The organism is Edaphobacter sp., assembly GCF_028283685.1.
GTDB lineage: Bacteria > Acidobacteriota > Terriglobia > Terriglobales > Acidobacteriaceae > Edaphobacter.
This window is the reverse complement of record NZ_JAPWKF010000005.1, coordinates 236,134-252,298: the sequence shown is the minus strand read 5'-3', so window position 1 is coordinate 252,298 and position 16,165 is coordinate 236,134. Positions and strand designations below refer to the sequence as shown.

Annotated in this window: 14 protein-coding genes; 4 read left to right on the top strand and 10 right to left on the bottom strand. The window is 61.2% G+C overall.

Features of this window, described 5'->3' with window-relative positions; genetic code table 11:
- Positions 1–24: 24 nt before the first annotated feature.
- From PW789_RS08160 to typA, 3 genes are all read right to left on the bottom strand, one after another.
- Positions 25–891: an alpha/beta hydrolase gene (locus tag PW789_RS08160; RefSeq protein WP_299374096.1), complete on the bottom strand. Its 867-nt coding sequence runs from the start codon at positions 889–891 to the stop codon at positions 25–27.
- Between the two features lie 66 nt (positions 892–957).
- Complete coding sequence (locus PW789_RS08155) at positions 958–2,271, bottom strand: acetylxylan esterase (protein ID WP_299374093.1); 1,314 nt, start codon at positions 2,269–2,271, stop codon at positions 958–960.
- 153 nt (positions 2,272–2,424) lie between these two features.
- Positions 2,425–4,239 carry a translational GTPase TypA gene (typA, locus tag PW789_RS08150; protein WP_299374091.1) on the bottom strand — a complete coding sequence of 605 codons (1,815 nt, stop codon included), beginning with the start codon at positions 4,237–4,239 and terminating at the stop codon, positions 2,425–2,427.
- 318 nt (positions 4,240–4,557) lie between these two features.
- Here typA and PW789_RS08145 point away from each other — a divergent pair, with 318 nt between their 5' ends.
- Genes PW789_RS08145 through PW789_RS08135 form a run of 3 tightly spaced genes read left to right on the top strand, consistent with a single transcriptional unit; the run spans position 4,558 to position 7,997 of the window.
- A complete protein-coding gene (locus PW789_RS08145) occupies positions 4,558–5,973 on the top strand; it encodes a circularly permuted type 2 ATP-grasp protein (protein ID WP_367182511.1) in 1,416 nt (471 codons plus the stop codon).
- A gap of 13 nt (positions 5,974–5,986) precedes the next feature.
- Positions 5,987–6,952 (top strand): alpha-E domain-containing protein, encoded by a 966-nt coding sequence (locus tag PW789_RS08140; RefSeq protein WP_299374086.1) that lies wholly within the window; start codon positions 5,987–5,989, stop codon positions 6,950–6,952.
- Positions 6,953–6,965: 13 nt separating this feature from the next.
- Entirely contained in the window at positions 6,966–7,997 is a 1,032-nt protein-coding gene (locus PW789_RS08135; protein WP_299374084.1) for a transglutaminase family protein, read from the top strand.
- 215 nt (positions 7,998–8,212) lie between these two features.
- On the opposite strand, the gene PW789_RS08130 is transcribed toward PW789_RS08135, so the two are convergent.
- The 6 genes from PW789_RS08130 to rpmI form a co-directional block, all read right to left on the bottom strand.
- Positions 8,213–8,974 carry an SDR family oxidoreductase gene (locus tag PW789_RS08130; protein WP_299374082.1) on the bottom strand — a complete coding sequence of 254 codons (762 nt, stop codon included), beginning with the start codon at positions 8,972–8,974 and terminating at the stop codon, positions 8,213–8,215.
- Complete coding sequence (locus tag PW789_RS08125) at positions 8,971–10,314, bottom strand: FAD-binding oxidoreductase (RefSeq protein ID WP_299374391.1); 1,344 nt, start codon at positions 10,312–10,314, stop codon at positions 8,971–8,973. Before PW789_RS08125 ends, PW789_RS08130 begins: the two co-directional genes overlap by 4 nt.
- 99 nt (positions 10,315–10,413) lie before the next feature.
- A complete protein-coding gene (locus tag PW789_RS08120) occupies positions 10,414–10,842 on the bottom strand; it encodes a hypothetical protein (RefSeq protein WP_299374079.1) in 429 nt (142 codons plus the stop codon).
- Positions 10,823–11,329, bottom strand: coding sequence for a polysaccharide deacetylase family protein (locus PW789_RS08115; RefSeq protein ID WP_299374076.1), 507 nt, complete (start codon positions 11,327–11,329; stop codon positions 10,823–10,825). Before PW789_RS08115 ends, PW789_RS08120 begins: the two co-directional genes overlap by 20 nt.
- A 138-nt stretch (positions 11,330–11,467) precedes the next feature.
- Complete coding sequence (rplT, locus tag PW789_RS08110) at positions 11,468–11,839, bottom strand: 50S ribosomal protein L20 (protein ID WP_299374073.1); 372 nt, start codon at positions 11,837–11,839, stop codon at positions 11,468–11,470.
- Between the two features lie 185 nt (positions 11,840–12,024).
- Entirely contained in the window at positions 12,025–12,222 is a 198-nt protein-coding gene (rpmI, locus tag PW789_RS08105) for a 50S ribosomal protein L35 (RefSeq protein WP_299374070.1), read from the bottom strand.
- A gap of 330 nt (positions 12,223–12,552) precedes the next feature.
- Between rpmI and gyrB the strand changes: the two genes are divergently transcribed.
- Positions 12,553–15,183 (top strand): DNA topoisomerase (ATP-hydrolyzing) subunit B, encoded by a 2,631-nt coding sequence (gene gyrB, locus PW789_RS08100; protein ID WP_299374067.1) that lies wholly within the window; start codon positions 12,553–12,555, stop codon positions 15,181–15,183.
- Between the two features lie 135 nt (positions 15,184–15,318).
- On the opposite strand, the gene PW789_RS08095 is transcribed toward gyrB, so the two are convergent.
- Positions 15,319–15,924, bottom strand: coding sequence for a PEP-CTERM sorting domain-containing protein (locus PW789_RS08095; protein ID WP_299374064.1), 606 nt, complete (start codon positions 15,922–15,924; stop codon positions 15,319–15,321).
- Positions 15,925–16,165: the final 241 nt, after the last annotated feature.

Here is a 16,165-nt window from a genome sequence, read left to right as displayed (position 1 = left end):
TCTTTCGCCTCTGGCAGTTGCGACCTACTGCACCTTTAGCGCCTGCTTCAGAAACATGATCGAGGCATCCATGCTCGGCTGCAGCCACCGCTGATCCTTCCAATAGGTATGCGGACCGCCGGGGGCGGTAAATACCATCACCGCCACACTCGCCTTCTTCAGCTTGTCGATAAACTGCTCCGCCTGCGCATAAGGCACAGCCTCATCCTTGGTGCCGTGTCCCACAAAGAACGGCGGCGCACCCATCAGGATGGCCTGTGACGGAGAGGCCTTCTTGCACGCATCCTTCATCGCCTCGCAGCTTCCGCCCAGGTACATCTCCACCATCTTCTGGTTCACCCCAGGATCGCTAAGGTCAAGCACGCCGTTATAGACAACCGCCGCAGCCGGCTGCTGCACACCCGACGGCTGTCCCACGCCCAGCGCCACCAGCGCAGCAAGCTCTCCCCCCGCCGAGCTGCCCGCAACCGCAATCTTCGTGGGGTCGATGCCATAGTCCTTCGCATGCTGCCGCATCCATTGCAGCGCCATCCAGCACTGGTCGAGTGCCGTGGGAAAGTGCACGCTGCCTCCCTGGCTGCTCAGGTCATACTCGATGCTCACGCCCACAAAACCCGCCGCAGCCATATCCTCCGTCGCCGGACTCATATCGTGACGCGTGCCGTGGCTCCAGCCGCCGCCGTGGATATCCAGCACCGCGGGCATATTCTCCCGCTTGTTCTGCGGCAGGTAGATGTCCGCCACCAGGTCACCGTTCGTGCCCTTGCCGTAGACGACGTCCTTCTGCACCGTAAATCCGGTCTTCACCGCCATCGGGTGCGGCGACCCGGCCGGAATCTGCGCCAACACGGGCGCAGCCAGTGCGCCCAGCAGCAATATCAAACTCTTCATGCGTTCTCCTGTCGCGAATCTTTCTCTATCTCTTCAAACGATGACGGCAGCGGAGGTGCTGTTGCCTCACTGCGCGGGCTGAAGGTGCATCTTCAGAAACCGGACGTAGATCTCCCAGTCTCCCGCCACCATGCCGTGACCGCCATCGTGCATGTAGTAGCCAAGATCATGCAGCACCGGCTCCTTCGCCTTGGGCCACGTCTCCGTGTCGAGCGCATCCTTGCCCAGCAGCTTGTAGACCGGCCCTGCCGCCACCGCCGCCAGAAACTCTCCCTTCGGGTCCGACCAGTAATCCGTGTCTCCCGTCTGCAGCAGCAGGGGACGCGGCGCAATCAGCGCAGCCAGCATGTGCCCATCCATGGGGGCCTTGTCGGGAAAGCCGCCCCACTTCGCATAGTTCTCCGCAAACTGGTAGGGAAACCGCGACGGCGCCGTCAGGTGAGCGATCGTCTCGCCATAGTTGCGAGAGCTTAGCGCCGTGCCGCCCTCGCCCGAGCAGCTCTCGATCACCAGCGCAAAACGCTGATCGTGCGCGCCCGCCCACATCACCGTCTTGCCCAGCCGCGAGATGCCGTGAATCGCAACCCTCTTCGCATCCACACTCTTGTCCGTCTCGAGATAATCCATCGCGCGGCTCATCCCCCAGGCCCACGCCGCAATCGAGCCCCAGTCCTCCGGCCCGCGCTCCGTCTGCCCCTTCTTCAGATAGAAGCGGCGTATCCCCTGCGAAAAACCCTCCGCGTAGTCCGGCTCCACGTCGCCGTAATAAAACGTTGCCACGCCAAATCCCGCATCGAGCAGCAGCGGCACCGGAATCTTCCCGAAGGCGCGCCCCTGCGTCGCCGGAACCTTCGCCTTCGTCTTCGCGTCCCAGATCTCGCCCACCGGCAGCGTCGGGTCATCCACCGTATTCGAAGCCGCCGAGAAGCTGATATTCAGCAGCAGCGGCACCTTCCCGCTGGCATGCGCCGGCAGATACTCCACCAGGTGAATCACCGGCGCGCTCTTGTCGGCGTTGAGATGGATATCCACCCGCCTGCGCAGCGCCTTACCGTCAAGCGCTGCGGTCCCCTGCTCAATCACCTCAAAGCGCTCGGCCTTCGGCCTTCCCGGAGCCACGCCAAACTGCTGCGTCTCAAACATCCGCAGAATCTCAGGCCGGCGCTTTTTATTCCATGCCGCCGCGTCCTTCACCGGCTTGCCATCCGCCATCACCAGCGGATCGGGCAGCGTATACGTGCCCACCTTGTCCTCGTCGTAGTTCACTGGAATACCGGCAGCCACGCGCGGAAGACTCGCGGGCGCCTGCGCCGACGCGGCAGCGCCACTCAACAACACACAGGCAAACGACAGGCTCGCATAAAAAGGCAGCTTGTTCACAAAGGCTCCAGTCATTCTTCGCAACATTCAGCAACAGTTACATTTGCGCCGACCCACCTTACCTGCAACCACCTGCGAAGAACAAGCCATCGTCCCCGCCACAAACAGAAAAGCCCCGGCGCACCGGGGCTTTTCTTGAATTACGTCTTGCGATTACTCCGGCTGCTGGTTCTTGCGCGGACGGCGGTTGGCCTGCAGCACCTTCTTGCGCATGCGCAGCGACTTCGGCGTCACCTCGACCAGTTCGTCATCGGCGACAAATTCGATGGACTGTTCCAGCGTCAGCTGCTTGTACGGCGTCAGGCGCAGAGCGTCGTCCGAACCCGAGGCACGCATGTTGGTCAGCTTCTTTTCGCGCACGCAGTTCACATCCAGATCGTTGTCGCGCGAGTGCTCGCCGACGATCATGCCCTCGTAAACCTCGATGCCATCCGGAACAAACAGGACACCGCGATCTTCGAGACCCGAGAGGGCGTACGTCGTCGTTGTTCCCTGACGGTCGGAGATCAACGCGCCCGAAGGACGCTGCGGAATCTCACCGGTGTAAGGGATATAGTCGCCCGCGATCGAGTTCATGATGATCGTGCCGCGGGTCTCCGTCAGCATCTCGTTGCGCAGGCCGATCAGGCCGCGCGACGGCACCGTAAACTCCATGCGGACACGGCCAGAGCCGTGATTGCTCATCTTGGTCATCTCGCCCTTGCGCGGCCCGAGCTTCATGATGACCGTACCCGAGAACTCTTCCGGCACGTCGACCGAGAGAATCTCCGAGGGCTCCATCAGAGCATCGTTGACGCGCTTGGTGACGATCGTCGGACGCGACGCCATCAGTTCGAAGCCTTCGCGGCGCATGTTCTCGATCAGCACCGAGAGCTGCAGCTCTCCGCGGCCCATGACCTTGAAGCTGTCGGGCGAACCCGTGTCTTCAACGCGGATGGAGACGTTAACCAGCAGCTCGCGCTCCAGGCGCTCCTTGATGTTGCGGCTGGTGACCAGCTTGCCTTCCTTACCCGCAAACGGTCCGTTATTGACCGAGAAGACGATGGAGATGGTCGGCTCATCGATCTTGATGCGCGGCAGCGGCTTGGGGTCTTCGATCGCGCAGAAGCTGTCGCCGATCGTGATGTTCTCGATACCCGCAATCGCGACGATGTCGCCAACGTCGGTGGAGTTCGTATCGACTCTCTTCAGTCCATCGTAGGTGAACAGTTTGGTGATCTTGACGGGCGCCAGCGAGCCGTCAGCGCGCGAAACGTTGACCTCCTGCCCGTTGCGCAGCGTGCCGTTGAAGACACGGCCGATCGCCAGACGGCCCAGGTAGTCCGAGTAGTCGAGGTTGGTGACCAGCACCTGCAGATCGCCGTCGGGCGATCCGGGCGCAACCGGGATCGTCGCAACAACCAGGTCGAAGAGCGGCATCAGGTCCGTGCCGGGCTTGGCCAGGTCCATCGTCGCCGTACCCAGCTTGCCGTTGGTGTAGATGATCGGGAAGTCGAGCACGTTCTCATCGGCATCGAGGTCGATGAACAGGTCATACACCTCGTTGACGACCTCCTGCGGACGGGCGTCGGGGCGGTCGATCTTGTTGATCACCAGGATCGGCGTCAACTTGGCCTCGAGCGCCTTGCCCAGTACGTAACGGGTCTGCGGCAGCGGACCTTCGGAGGCGTCGACCAGCAACACCACACCGTCCACCATCTTCAGCGCGCGCTCGACTTCGCCGCCAAAGTCGGCGTGGCCCGGCGTATCAACGATGTTGATCTTCGAGTCTTTGTAGTGAATGGCCGTGTTCTTAGCCAGAATCGTGATGCCGCGCTCCCTTTCGAGGTCGTTCGAGTCCATGACTCGATCGGCGACTGCCTCGTTGCTGCGGAAGGTGCCCGACTGGCGGAGCATGGCGTCGACAAGCGTGGTCTTGCCGTGGTCGACGTGGGCGATGATGGCGATATTACGGATCGTCTGGCTCACTGCTTGATAATGTCCAATCTTTCGCGCGAAAAAAATGAGGAAAACCGTGAAATGCGCGTGTTGTTTTAGTTTACCGTACCCAGCCGTCCGGAACCCGCTAATCCGCTGAATTTGAGCCCGAAGACCTCTGAAGCCCTCCCTTCACAGCCGCTTTTGCTCCCGCGGCAGCGTCACAGCCAGGAATCACATACAAATGACCTGCCTGAAACCAGGAGCACGTAAAGTATTTGGCCTCCCGCCCCGCTGCCGCTATACTCAAAAAACTTCATGCCCCAAAACCAGTCCCAGCAGTTCGCGCAGATGGCTATGAATAACTATCTGCTGGACCACGCCTACGACGAGATGTTTGCGGCACCAGGCGAGATCCACCGTCACTACGAGCCTCTGCTCAGCCATTTCTCTTCGCTTCCGGCAGACGAGTTGCAGCGCCGCAAGCAGGCCGCCGACCTCAGCTTCCTCAATCAGGGCATCACCTTCACCGTCTACGGACGCAACGAAGGCACCGAGAAGATCTTTCCCTACGACCTGCTGCCGCGCATCATCACCGCCGCCGAATGGGCCAAGGTCGAGCACGGCCTCATGCAGCGCATTACCGCGCTCAACCTCTTCCTTAAGGACATCTATAACGAGGGACGCATCCTCAAGGAAGGCATCGTTCCCCGCGAGGTCGTCTACAGCTGCAAGCAGTACCGCCGCCAGATGATCGGCCTGCAGGTGCCGCGCAATATCTACATCGCCATCTGCGGCACTGACCTGATCCGCCTGGAAAACGGCGAGTTCGTGGTCCTGGAAGACAATCTCCGTGTCCCCTCCGGCGTCAGCTACATGCTGACCAACCGGCGCGTCATGAAGCGCATCTTTCCGCAGCTGTTCCGGCGCTACAACGTGCGCCCCATCGAGCAGTACACGCAGCTGTTGCTGGGAACCCTGCGCTCGCTGGCCCCCGAAGGCCGCCCCGAGCCCAACATCGTGCTCCTGTCGCCCGGCGTCTTCAACTCCGCCTACTTCGAGCACGCCTACCTCGCTCGCCAGATGGGCATCGAGCTGGTCGAAGGCCGCGACCTCGTCGTCCACGACAACGTCGTCTATATGCGCACCACCAACGGCCTGCGCCGCGTTGACGTCATCTACCGCCGCGTCGACGACGACTTCATCGACCCGCTGGCCTTCCGCCCCGACACCATCCTCGGCGTCGCCGGTCTCTTCAATGCGTACCGCGCCGGCAACGTCACTCTCGCCAACGCCTTCGGCACCGGCGTCGCCGACGACAAGGCGCTCTACGCCTACGTCCCCGATATCATCAAGTACTACCTCTCCGAAGAGCCCGTCCTCAAAAACGTCGAGACCTACCTGCTCACGCGCCCCAGCGAGCGCCAGCATGTCCTGCAGAACCTCGACAAGCTCGTCGTCAAGGCCGTCGGAGAGAGTGGAGGCTACGGCATGCTCATCGGCCCGCAGTCCACCGCGGCGCAGCGCGAGGAGTTCGCCCGCAAGATCGAGGCCGACCCGCGCAACTACATCGCGCAGCCCACCATCTCGTTTTCACGCGCGCCGTGCCTCATCGATGACGCCCTCGAGCCGCGCCACGTCGACCTGCGCCCCTACGTTCTCTACGGCGACAAGGTCACGGTCGTGCCCGGAGGCCTCACGCGTGTCGCGCTCACCCGCGGCTCGCTCGTCGTCAACTCCTCCCAGGGCGGAGGAAGCAAGGACACCTGGGTCCTGAGCCAGTGAAGGGAGACCGACGATGCTGTCACGCGTAGCCGATAGCCTGTACTGGATGAGCCGCTACCTCGAGCGTGCCGAGCATACGACGCGGCTGCTCGACGTCAATCTGAACCTGATGCTCGACGAGAGCTCGCCGAGCTCCGAGCACCGCTGGCTGCGTGTGCTGCACGCGCTCGGCCACCCCCGCGAGCTTACCTGGGGAGGCGATCCCTACACGCTCACCCGCACCCTCACCTTCGACCTCACCCACAAGGCCTCCATCGTCGCCTGCATCATCTCGGCGCGCGAGAACTCGCGCCATGTCCGTGAGCAGATCTCCACCGAGATGTGGCAGCGTCTGAACTCGCTCTATCTCGACGTCACCCGGCCCAACATCGAGATCGAGACCGAAGGCGACGCCACCGAGTTCCTGCAGACCATCACCGAGGCCATCCACCAGTTCCAGGGCATCACCGACTCCACCATGAGCCACGGCGAGGGCTGGCAGTTCATCCAGGTCGGCCGCAATATCGAACGCGCCGCAGCCACCGCCATGCTGCTCGAGGCCTACCACGAAGACCTCTGGACACATCCTGAGGGCATTCCCGAGGGCACCGAATATCTCGAATGGATGGGCCTGCTGCGTTCCGCCACCGCCTTTGAGGCCTACTGCAAGGTCTACACCGCCGACCTCAGCCCCGACCGCATCCTCGAGTTCCTTCTGCTTGACGCCCAGTTTCCGCACTCGCTGCGCTTCGCCATCGACGCCATGCAGCACGCCCTGGAAGCCATTCAGGTGGAGAGCGGCGGAATGAGCCGCGCCGAGCCGCTGCACCGTCTCGGTGGCCGCCTGCAGGCGATGCTCAGCTTCTCCAGCATCGACGATGTGCTCGATCAGGGCGTCATCGCCGTAGTGCGCAATATTCAGCAACAGTGCCGTTCCATTCACAGCACCATCTACGAGCTCTACGTCGATTACTCCATCCAGACGGCGCTTGCAGGCTAGGAGAGGAACCGCCATGTATTACTCGATTCGCCATCTCACCAAGTTCCTCTACAGCAATCCCATCAGCGAGAGCATGATGGAGACGCGCATGCACCCGCGCAGCGACCAGAACCAGCGCTGTCTCACCTTTCATCTCTCCGTCAGCCCGCGCTGTCGCGTCTTCAGCTACCGCGACCACCTCAGCAACCACATCCATCACTTCGACATCCCCGGCCAGCATCCGCAGCTGGTCGTCGTCGCCGAGTCCCTGGTCGAGGTGCAGCCGCCATCGCACATCCCATCGTTCCTCGCTCCCGACGCCTGGACCGAACTCGACAACCTCGTCGAAAAGGGCGACTACTGGGAGATGCTGCTGCCCAGTGAGTTCGCCGCTCCCAGCGACGCCCTCGACGACCTCGCACAGAAGCTCGACGTCCGTCGCCGTGACGATCCACTGATGGTCCTGCACCAGCTCAACCAGCAGATCTACGAGTACTTCGACTACAAGCCGAAGTCCACCAGGGTCGACTCGCCCATCGACCTCGCGCTCACCAACAAGGCCGGCGTCTGCCAGGACTTCGCGCACATCATGATCACGCTGCTGCGTACGAAGCTGCGTATCCCGTGCCGCTACGTCTCAGGCTATCTCTATCACGGTGAGAGCGACCACGACCGCTCGCTGCACTCGGCCACACACGCCTGGATCGAGGCCTTCCTGCCGCAGCTCGGCTGGGTCGGCTTCGACCCCACCAACTGGCTCGTCGCTCGCGACCGCCACATCCGCACCGCTATCGGCCGCGACTACGCCGACGTCCCCCCAACGCGAGGCATGTTCCGTGGCCGCGCCGCCAGCGACCTCACCGTCGCCGTGCGCGTCACCCCCAGCGACGCCACCGCCGGACTCGACCAGGAGCTGCCGGTGCCAGAAGACTGGTCGATCCTCGTCGAAAAAGCCACGCAGCTCCCCGAACAGCTGCCGACGCCTACCCGCATGCAGCAGATGGCGCAGCAGCAGCAGGACGGCATCTCCGACCACCTGAAGCGCATCACCGAACTCGACTTCTAGAGCTCGGCCACGCTTCTAGAGGGAACTTGGGCTTCTAACGCGCATTCGGCCATCCGCTCGCCTTGTGAGTTCTTCTGTATGAATGAGCGCACACTCTCCGTTTGTCATTCCGTAGCGAAGCGGAGGAATCTGCTCTTCATCTTCCTACAGCCACAAATAAGAAGCCCATCCACGCCATAGGCGCGGATGGGCTTCGCATCACAGCTACTCAAAATCTACAGATTCAGCTTCTTGAACACCCGTTCCGGAATATGCCGGATCACAAACATAATCGGCTGCCACTGGAACGGTACATAGAGCGTATCCACGCGCTTGTCGATGGCCGCAACGATCGACTTCGCCACCGCATTCACATCGGCAAACTTCTCCGAGCCCTTCATGCCTGCCGTCATCGCCGTCTTCGTCGGTCCTGGCTTGATCGTCAGCACCGTCACGCCCTCGCGGTCGACGCGGTTCCGCAATCCATCGAGAAACGTCGACAGCCCTGCCTTCGACGAGCCATACACGTAGTTCGACTTCCGGCCACGGTCTCCCGCCACCGACGACAGCACGGCGATCACGCCGCTGCGCCGCTGCACGAAGAAGTTCGCCAGCCACGTCACCAGCGACACCGGAGCGATGAAGTTGGTGTGCAGAATCTGCTCCGCGGTCGTGAATTCCTGCTCCGCCGCCGTCTGGTCGCCCAGCACGCCGTGTGCAAGATACGCCGCGTCCAGACCTTCAAGCGCATTGACCGCGTGGGCCAGCAGCGCCGGATGCTGTGTCGTATCGTCCAGGTCGGTGACCGCTGTGTCTACAAATCTGGCCCCACGCGTGCGCAGATCCGATGCCACGGCGGCGAGCTTCTCCGCGTTGCGTGCGACCAGGAACAGGCTCGCACCCTGCGAGGCCCAGATACGGCAGGTGGCTTCGGCGATACCCGAGGTCGCGCCGAGAACAAGAATCTTCATAGGAGAGGAGTTTGCAAGACTGGTCATAGATTCGACGACTCTCCGGTGACGCGCTCCCAGAAGCTCGACGTGATCGCCGGATCACGGAAACGCGAGAGCTGCTGCCACTCCGGATAAAAGGTCTGAAACTGCTGCGCGGTCATCGCGGCGTCCTTGGCCGGGTACAGGCGACCGCCGAACTCGCGCGTCATGTCGGCCAGCCGCTCGAAGACGTAAAACGTCCTGCCCGCCTTAATAGGAAAATCGAGCGCCAGCGTAATGCCGGGGCGCGGGAAGCTCATCACTCCCGGCGACGGTACATCGCCGAAGGCCTTCAGCACCGCCAGGAAACTCGCCAGGCCCGACTTCGCAATCTCCTTGAGAATTGCCACCGTGCCCTCGCGCGCGTTGTCCCACGGAATCACATACTGAAACTGCAACAGCCCGTTCTTGCCGTACATCCGGTTCCAGTGGAGCGCGATGTCCAGCGGATAGAAGAACGGCTCGTAGTCCATCTCCAGCACCTTCCGCTTGACCATCTGCTTATTGAAGTACAGCGCGTTGAAAGCCGCTACCGTCCAGTGGTTCAGCATCTGACCCGGAGCTTCGAACGGAAAGACCAGCTTCGGCTCAGGCGACGCCTTCAGCTCGCCGCGCTTGGTCGAATGATCGCCTTGCATGAAGATGCCGCGGCAGAAGTTCTTCCCCGTCGAGGCACAGTCCACCCAGCTGACCGTGTATTCGATATTCTTGCTCGCCTCGGTCAACGCCAGGAACTCGTCGATACCGTGAAACTGGATTCCCTCGTAGTCGATCTTGCGCGTCACAATCGGCTTCATGCGCAGCGTCGCCCAGCGGATCAACCCCGTCAGCCCCATGCCGCCGATCGTCATGGCGTAGTAGTCCGGGTTCTGCGTCGGCGAGCACAACAGCACCGTACCATCCGAGCGCACCAGCTCGAACTCCGTTACGTGGCAGCCAAACGTGCCTGCAACATGATGATTCTTGCCATGAATGTCATTGGCAATCGCACCGCCCAGCGTGACGTACTTCGTACCCGGCGTCACCGGCAGAAAGAAGCCGCGCGGCACCGCGAAGTCCAGAATCTGCGCCAGCGAGATGCCGGCCTCAGCCGTCAGCAGCCCCGTCTCCGGGTCGAACGAGATCAGCCGGCTCATCGCCGGAGTCGGCAACAGCGTACCGTCCTTCAGCAGGCAGACATCGCCATAGCTCCGCCCCAGTCCTACGGGCAGAACGCCATGATGGATATCTCGGATGATCGACGGATAATCGCTCTGCCAGTGCAGAGGCAACAGGGTGGCATCATACTTCGGGTAACGCCCCCACGGCTCAAATGCTGGTTTCACTGGACCCTTTTCGGAAGCCATTCCCTGCTCGTAGCCGAGGCTCTGCTGAATCTCGGTCTGGGCATCTTTAAGCTTCATGATATCCGAGGTTGCTTCGACGCCATGAGTTAAACTTTGTCGTTACTTCGGCTTCAGACATACCGTATCCAGCTTCGCCGGCGCAGCCGTCTCCACCTGCACGCTCAGCCCCCGCGCCGCCGCCACCTGCTGCTGAAAGGTCACACCATGCGCCAGGGCGACATGCGGATCCTCTGCATACGCCGGGTCGGACATCGCCTCCGGCAGCGGGATGAAGCTGAACCCCTGGCTGCGCAGCAGCGCAATCAGCTCCGGCAGCATCTTCGCGTCGAACGGCCCAATATGCAGCAGCATCACGTAGCGGATATCGTGTCCGTACAGCTGCTGTGTCAGCGCACGCAGCTCCTTCGTCGAGCGGTCCGCCGCGTCGAGGTAGCTGTCATGCAGCCACTGGATCTCTTTTGCATCATGACTCTCCGAGCAGCGTGCATACGGATCGTTCCACGCCCAGTCATCGAAGTTCAGCGACACCTGCGCTGTGCGGTAGCCCCGGTCTTTCAGATAGTCCGCGAATCGTCTCGCGCTTCTCCAGTGTGTCGCCCTCCCTCAGGTAGGGATAGCGAAACCACCGCCAATCCTGCCCCGCCATCAGCTTCTCCAGAAATGGCTCGTCGCGAGCGATATCACTCTCGTACTTCGGAACCGTCCAGGCGGTCAGGTCGGCGTGCGTGTAGGTATGGCTGCCCAGAGGCTGCCCGGCCGCACGCCACGCCCGCAGAACCTTGATCTCGCTCGGGGTATCCTCCAGCGCCACGGCATTCACGAAGCCATACACCGGCGGCATATGTTCAGCCTTCAGCGTCCCCAGGATCGAGCGCGCCACGCCCACCCGTGTGACATGCGGCGGGAGATCGCCGTGCTCCGGCAGGTCGTCGAAGGTCAGCGCGACCTGCTGCGGGAAGGCAGGGATGGCAAACGGCAGCACAAACAGAACGCAGAACAGCAGACGCTTCATCATCGCTTTCCAGTGTAGGACGCACAAGATTGCCATTGCTAGGAGGAGCGAGCCCAAACTCACCGGGGCGCAAAGTCTTGCCCCAAACGCAAAAGAGGCACGGCCGAAGCCGTACCTCTCTCGAATCTTGCCGGATGAAACTTAGGCGGCCTTCGCGGTAGCCAGTGCTGCCTTCGCCTGCTCGGCGAGCGCGGTGAAACCGGCTGCGTCGTTTGCGGCGATGTCGGCCAGGATCTTGCGGTCCAGACCGTTGCCAGCCTTCTTCAGGCCGTCGATGAAGGTCGAGTAGCTCATGCCGTTCAGCTTGGCGGCTGCGCCGATACGGACGATCCAGAGCGAGCGGAACTGACGCTTCTTCTGCTTGCGGCCCGTGTAGGCGAACATCAGGGAGCGCTCAACGGCCTCCTGGGCTGCCTGGTAGAGCTTGGATTTCGTGAGGAAGTAACCGCTTGCGCGCTTGAGGATCTTTTTGCGCCGGTCGCTGCGTTTTGTACTCCGTTTTACACGGGGCATGGTGGTTCTCCTTTTGCGTACTTCGTTTGAGCGGCTGGAGGCAAGGGTGCCTCTTCACTCGCTTTGCAACTTCAGATCTCGGTGGAGTTCGCTTTCGCTCGCTCCAGGGGCCTCTACGCTTTTCCGGCCCTTTGCTGTTTTCTCAGCGGCTCGATCTGAAAACTTATCGACTCCCTCGCCTAAACTCAGGCGTAAGGAATCATGCGGGCGACCTTGGGCGCATCCGCCTCAGAGACCAGGGTGATCGAGCGCAGGTGGCGCTTGGTCTTGGTCTTCTTCGAGGTGAGGATGTGGCGCATCTTCGACTGACCGCGCTTGAACTTGCCCGTGCCGGTCTTCTTGAAGCGCTTGGCCGCGCCGGAGTGTGTCTTCAACTTTGGCATTGTGATTCCTAAGAGTTGCTGTGTTTCGACAACCTTTCAATTGTAGCCGAGTTTTCACAGGGGACGAAGTACTTTTTACCCCATACATCTCCCACGCCCGGCCCGCTCCCGGCGCAACCTCCTTTGTTCTCCTTCTTTTCGCCGGGCGAACCGGCTCAGGCACGTACCTTTCAGGGAGCCTTTAAGAGGCTGATCCACGCAGTCCGCGTGTTATACTTAAGTCACCAAACTTGCCGGTCGAACCCAGCGCCAAGTAACTGATTTTTCATGTATTTCTGTTATAGGCACAAGGTTCCCGGAGGCTCCCATCCCCGCATTTTCAGGAGTTACATGGCAACGACTGCAGTCCCTACCGGAACGGATCTTTTAGACGATAAGAATGGCGCGACGAAGGGTGAACCCGCGGCGCCAGGAAGCTACTCGGCCGAGAACATCACGGTTCTCGAAGGCCTCGCCGCGGTGCGGAAGCGCCCGGCCATGTATATCGGCTCGACCGGCGAGCAGGGTCTGCACCATCTCGTCTACGAGGTCGTCGACAACTCCGTCGACGAAGCGCTGGCAGGCTACGCCACCCGCATCGACGTCACCATCCACGTCGACAACTCCATCACCGTCGTCGACGACGGCCGCGGCATCCCGGTGGATGACAAGGTCATCAATGGCGTGACCATGCCCGCCGTCCAGGTCGTACTCACCATCCTGCACGCAGGCGGCAAGTTCGACGCCTCCAACTACAAGGTCTCCGGCGGTCTCCACGGCGTCGGCGTCAGCTGCGTCAACGCGCTCTCCGAAGAGTTCGACGTGGAAGTGTGGCGCGACGGCTTTGCCTGGACGCAGGATTACTCCAAGGGCGACCCCACCAGCAAGCTGCGCAAGATGGGCGCCTCCACCCGCAAGGGCACCAAGGTCCACTTCCTGCCCGACAAGACCATCTTCTCCGTCACCGAGTACAACTACGACACGCTCTCCAACCGGCTGCGTCAGCTCGCCTTCCTGAACAAAGGCATCGAGATCACGCTGACCGATGAGCGCGCCTCCGACGCCAAGACCGGCGAAGCCAAGACGCAGAACTTCAAGTACACCGGCGGCATCGCCGAGTTCATCAAGCTGCTCAACAAGGGCAAGGCCGTCCTGCACGAGAAGCCCATCTATATGGAGGCCGAGCGTGACCAGGTCGCCATGGAGATCGCCCTCCAATACAACGACGCCTACTCCGAGACCATCTTCACCTTCGCCAACAACATCAACACCATCGACGGCGGCACCCATCTGCAGGGCTTCCGCGCCGCGCTGACCCGCACCATCAACGCCGCCGGTCAGGCCATGGGCCTCTTCAAGGACGTGAAGGAGAACCTCTCCGGCGACGACGTCCGCGAAGGCCTCGTAGCCGTGATCAGCGTCAAGCTCTCGCAGCCTCAGTTCGAAGGCCAGACCAAAGGCAAGCTGAACTCCGACATCGCCGGCACCGTGCAGGCCTTCGTCAACGAGCGCCTGGGAGCCTTCCTCGAGCAGAACCCGCAGGTGGCCAGGAAGGTCATCAATAAGGCTATCGACGCCGCCCGCGCCCGCGAGGCAGCCCGCAAAGCCCGCGACCTCACCCGCCGCAAGGGTGCCCTCGACGGCGGCGGTCTCCCCGGCAAGCTGGCCGACTGCTCCGAGCGCGAGCCCGACCGCTGCGAACTCTACCTCGTCGAGGGTGAGAGCGCAGGAGGAACCGCCAAGCAGGGCCGCGACCGTAAGTTCCAGGCCATCCTCCCGCTGAAGGGTAAGATCCTCAACGTCGAGAAGGCCCGCTACGACAAGATGCTGGGCCACGAGGAAATCCGCGCCATGATCACCGCCCTCGGCGCTGGCATCGGCAAGGACGACTTCGACGCCTCCAAACTCCGCTACGGCAAGCTCATCCTCATGACCGATGCCGACGTCGACGGTTCGCACATCCGCACCCTGTTGCTGACCTTCTTCTTCCGCCACATGACGGAGCTGATCAAGCGCGGCCACGTCTACATCGCGCAGCCACCGCTCTATCGCATCAAGAAGGGCCGCTTCGAGCAGTACATCAAGGACGACCGCGAATACGTCTCAGTCATGGTCAAGCGCGCCTCCGACGGTATGACCGTCCGCTATGGCACCGCAGGCGAAAAGCTCGAAGGCGCCGAGCTCACTAAGTTCATGGGCCAGCTCAACGACTACATCGGCTTCTTCGACAAGGTGGAAAAGCGCATTCGCAACGAAGAGGTCACCCGCGAGTTCGCCTCGCTCTTCGCCCACGAGGGCAAGGAACCGGCTAAGCGCTCGGACTTCGAATCGCCGGACAAGCTGAAGGCCATGAAGACCAAGCTGGATGCCGTCCAGAAGATTTACCAGTTCAAGCACGTCTCGGACGTTGAGTTCGACGAGGAGCACAAGACCTACTCGGTCAACTTCACCGATGCACAGGGCGCAATCCGCTCCATCGACTGGGCGCTGACCTCCTCCGCCGAGAGCCGCCAGATGCTTGCCAAGCATGCTCAGATCAAGGATCAGCTCACCGGTCCCTACATCATCGAGTACGCCTCCAAGGGCTCCAAGGCTGAAGAGGTCGAGGACACCCCCGAGGAGACCGCTGCCGAAGGCGCCGAGACCCCCGCGACCATCATCGAAACCCGCGCCGTCAAGAAGACCACCAAGGGCCCGCAGGATCCGGTCGAGAAGGCCACGGCCAGCGAACTCTTCACCTACGTCATCGAGCAGGGCAAAAAATCCTACGACGTCCAGCGCTACAAGGGTCTGGGCGAGATGACCGCAGAACAGCTGTGGCAGACCACGATGGACCCGGAACGCCGCACCCTGCTGCAGGTCAAGCTCGAAGATATCGCCGCCTGCGAGGAGATCTTCACCACGCTGATGGGCGAAGACGTCGAAAGCCGCAGGAAGTTCATCGAAGAGAACGCGCTGGATGTGAAGAACCTCGACATCTAGCCACTCGCCAACCGGCACAGAAAGGCGGAGAAGGGATCCCCCCTCCTCCGCCTTTCTCTTTCCCGCAAATCTCTTTCATGCAAAGAAATGGCCTGGTCTCGAGACCAGGCCATTTTGATTTGAAGCGACGTTCGCTTACTTCGCGAACATCTTGCGACGAACCACACCAGCAACACCGAGCATGCCGGTGCCGAGCAGGATCAAGCTGCCGGGCTCAGGCGTGGGAGCTACTCCCGTGTTGGTGAAGAGGAACTGGTTGTCGTTGTAGTCATAGTCGAACCAGGACGTATCCTCGAAACCGATGTAGGTTCCTGCAGGATAGGTCTCCGAACCAAGCACGCCGCCCGCAAAGTCCGTGGCGTAGCCATGGTTGTAGCCGTCGTTGTTCGCGGCTGCATCGGTCGAGTACTGGATGCCGCTGGTCGTATCAAGCAGCTCGAACACCAGAACATCGCCTTCGTTCACCGCACCGAAATTGACCGAAGTGCCAATTGCAGTGGTGTGGTTCGGAAGAAAATAGGCGCTTGTGTAGCCGGTGGTGACATCGACCATACGAATGACCGAGTCATCTCCAGCGCTTTGGCCGAGGAAATAACCTGTGATATCACCAGTTGCAGTAGCAATCAGGGTGACATTGGGGGCCGGTGTGCCGGCATTGGGATAAGGAATAGAGTCAGCCAGAAGTGCGGGGGCTGCTCCAACGAACAAAGCCAAGGCAAGGGCGATTGACAGATGACGCATAGGACTCCTTCAAAGATGGCCGAACGTACAGATAAAACTGATACGGTTACATCTGCCTATTAGCATCTGAATTGCCAAACGTTTCGTAAAAATGTGCCCTATGTTTTCAACCACTTACCTATGCAAGTTTTCGCCTACATGCAATCGCATGCACAGGCACTCCAAAGAGCGTGGGTAAAACCTTTCTCTGCAAATGGAAACCCTTTACCCACACCCGAGCTCTAAACCGCTTGTTCCCTTG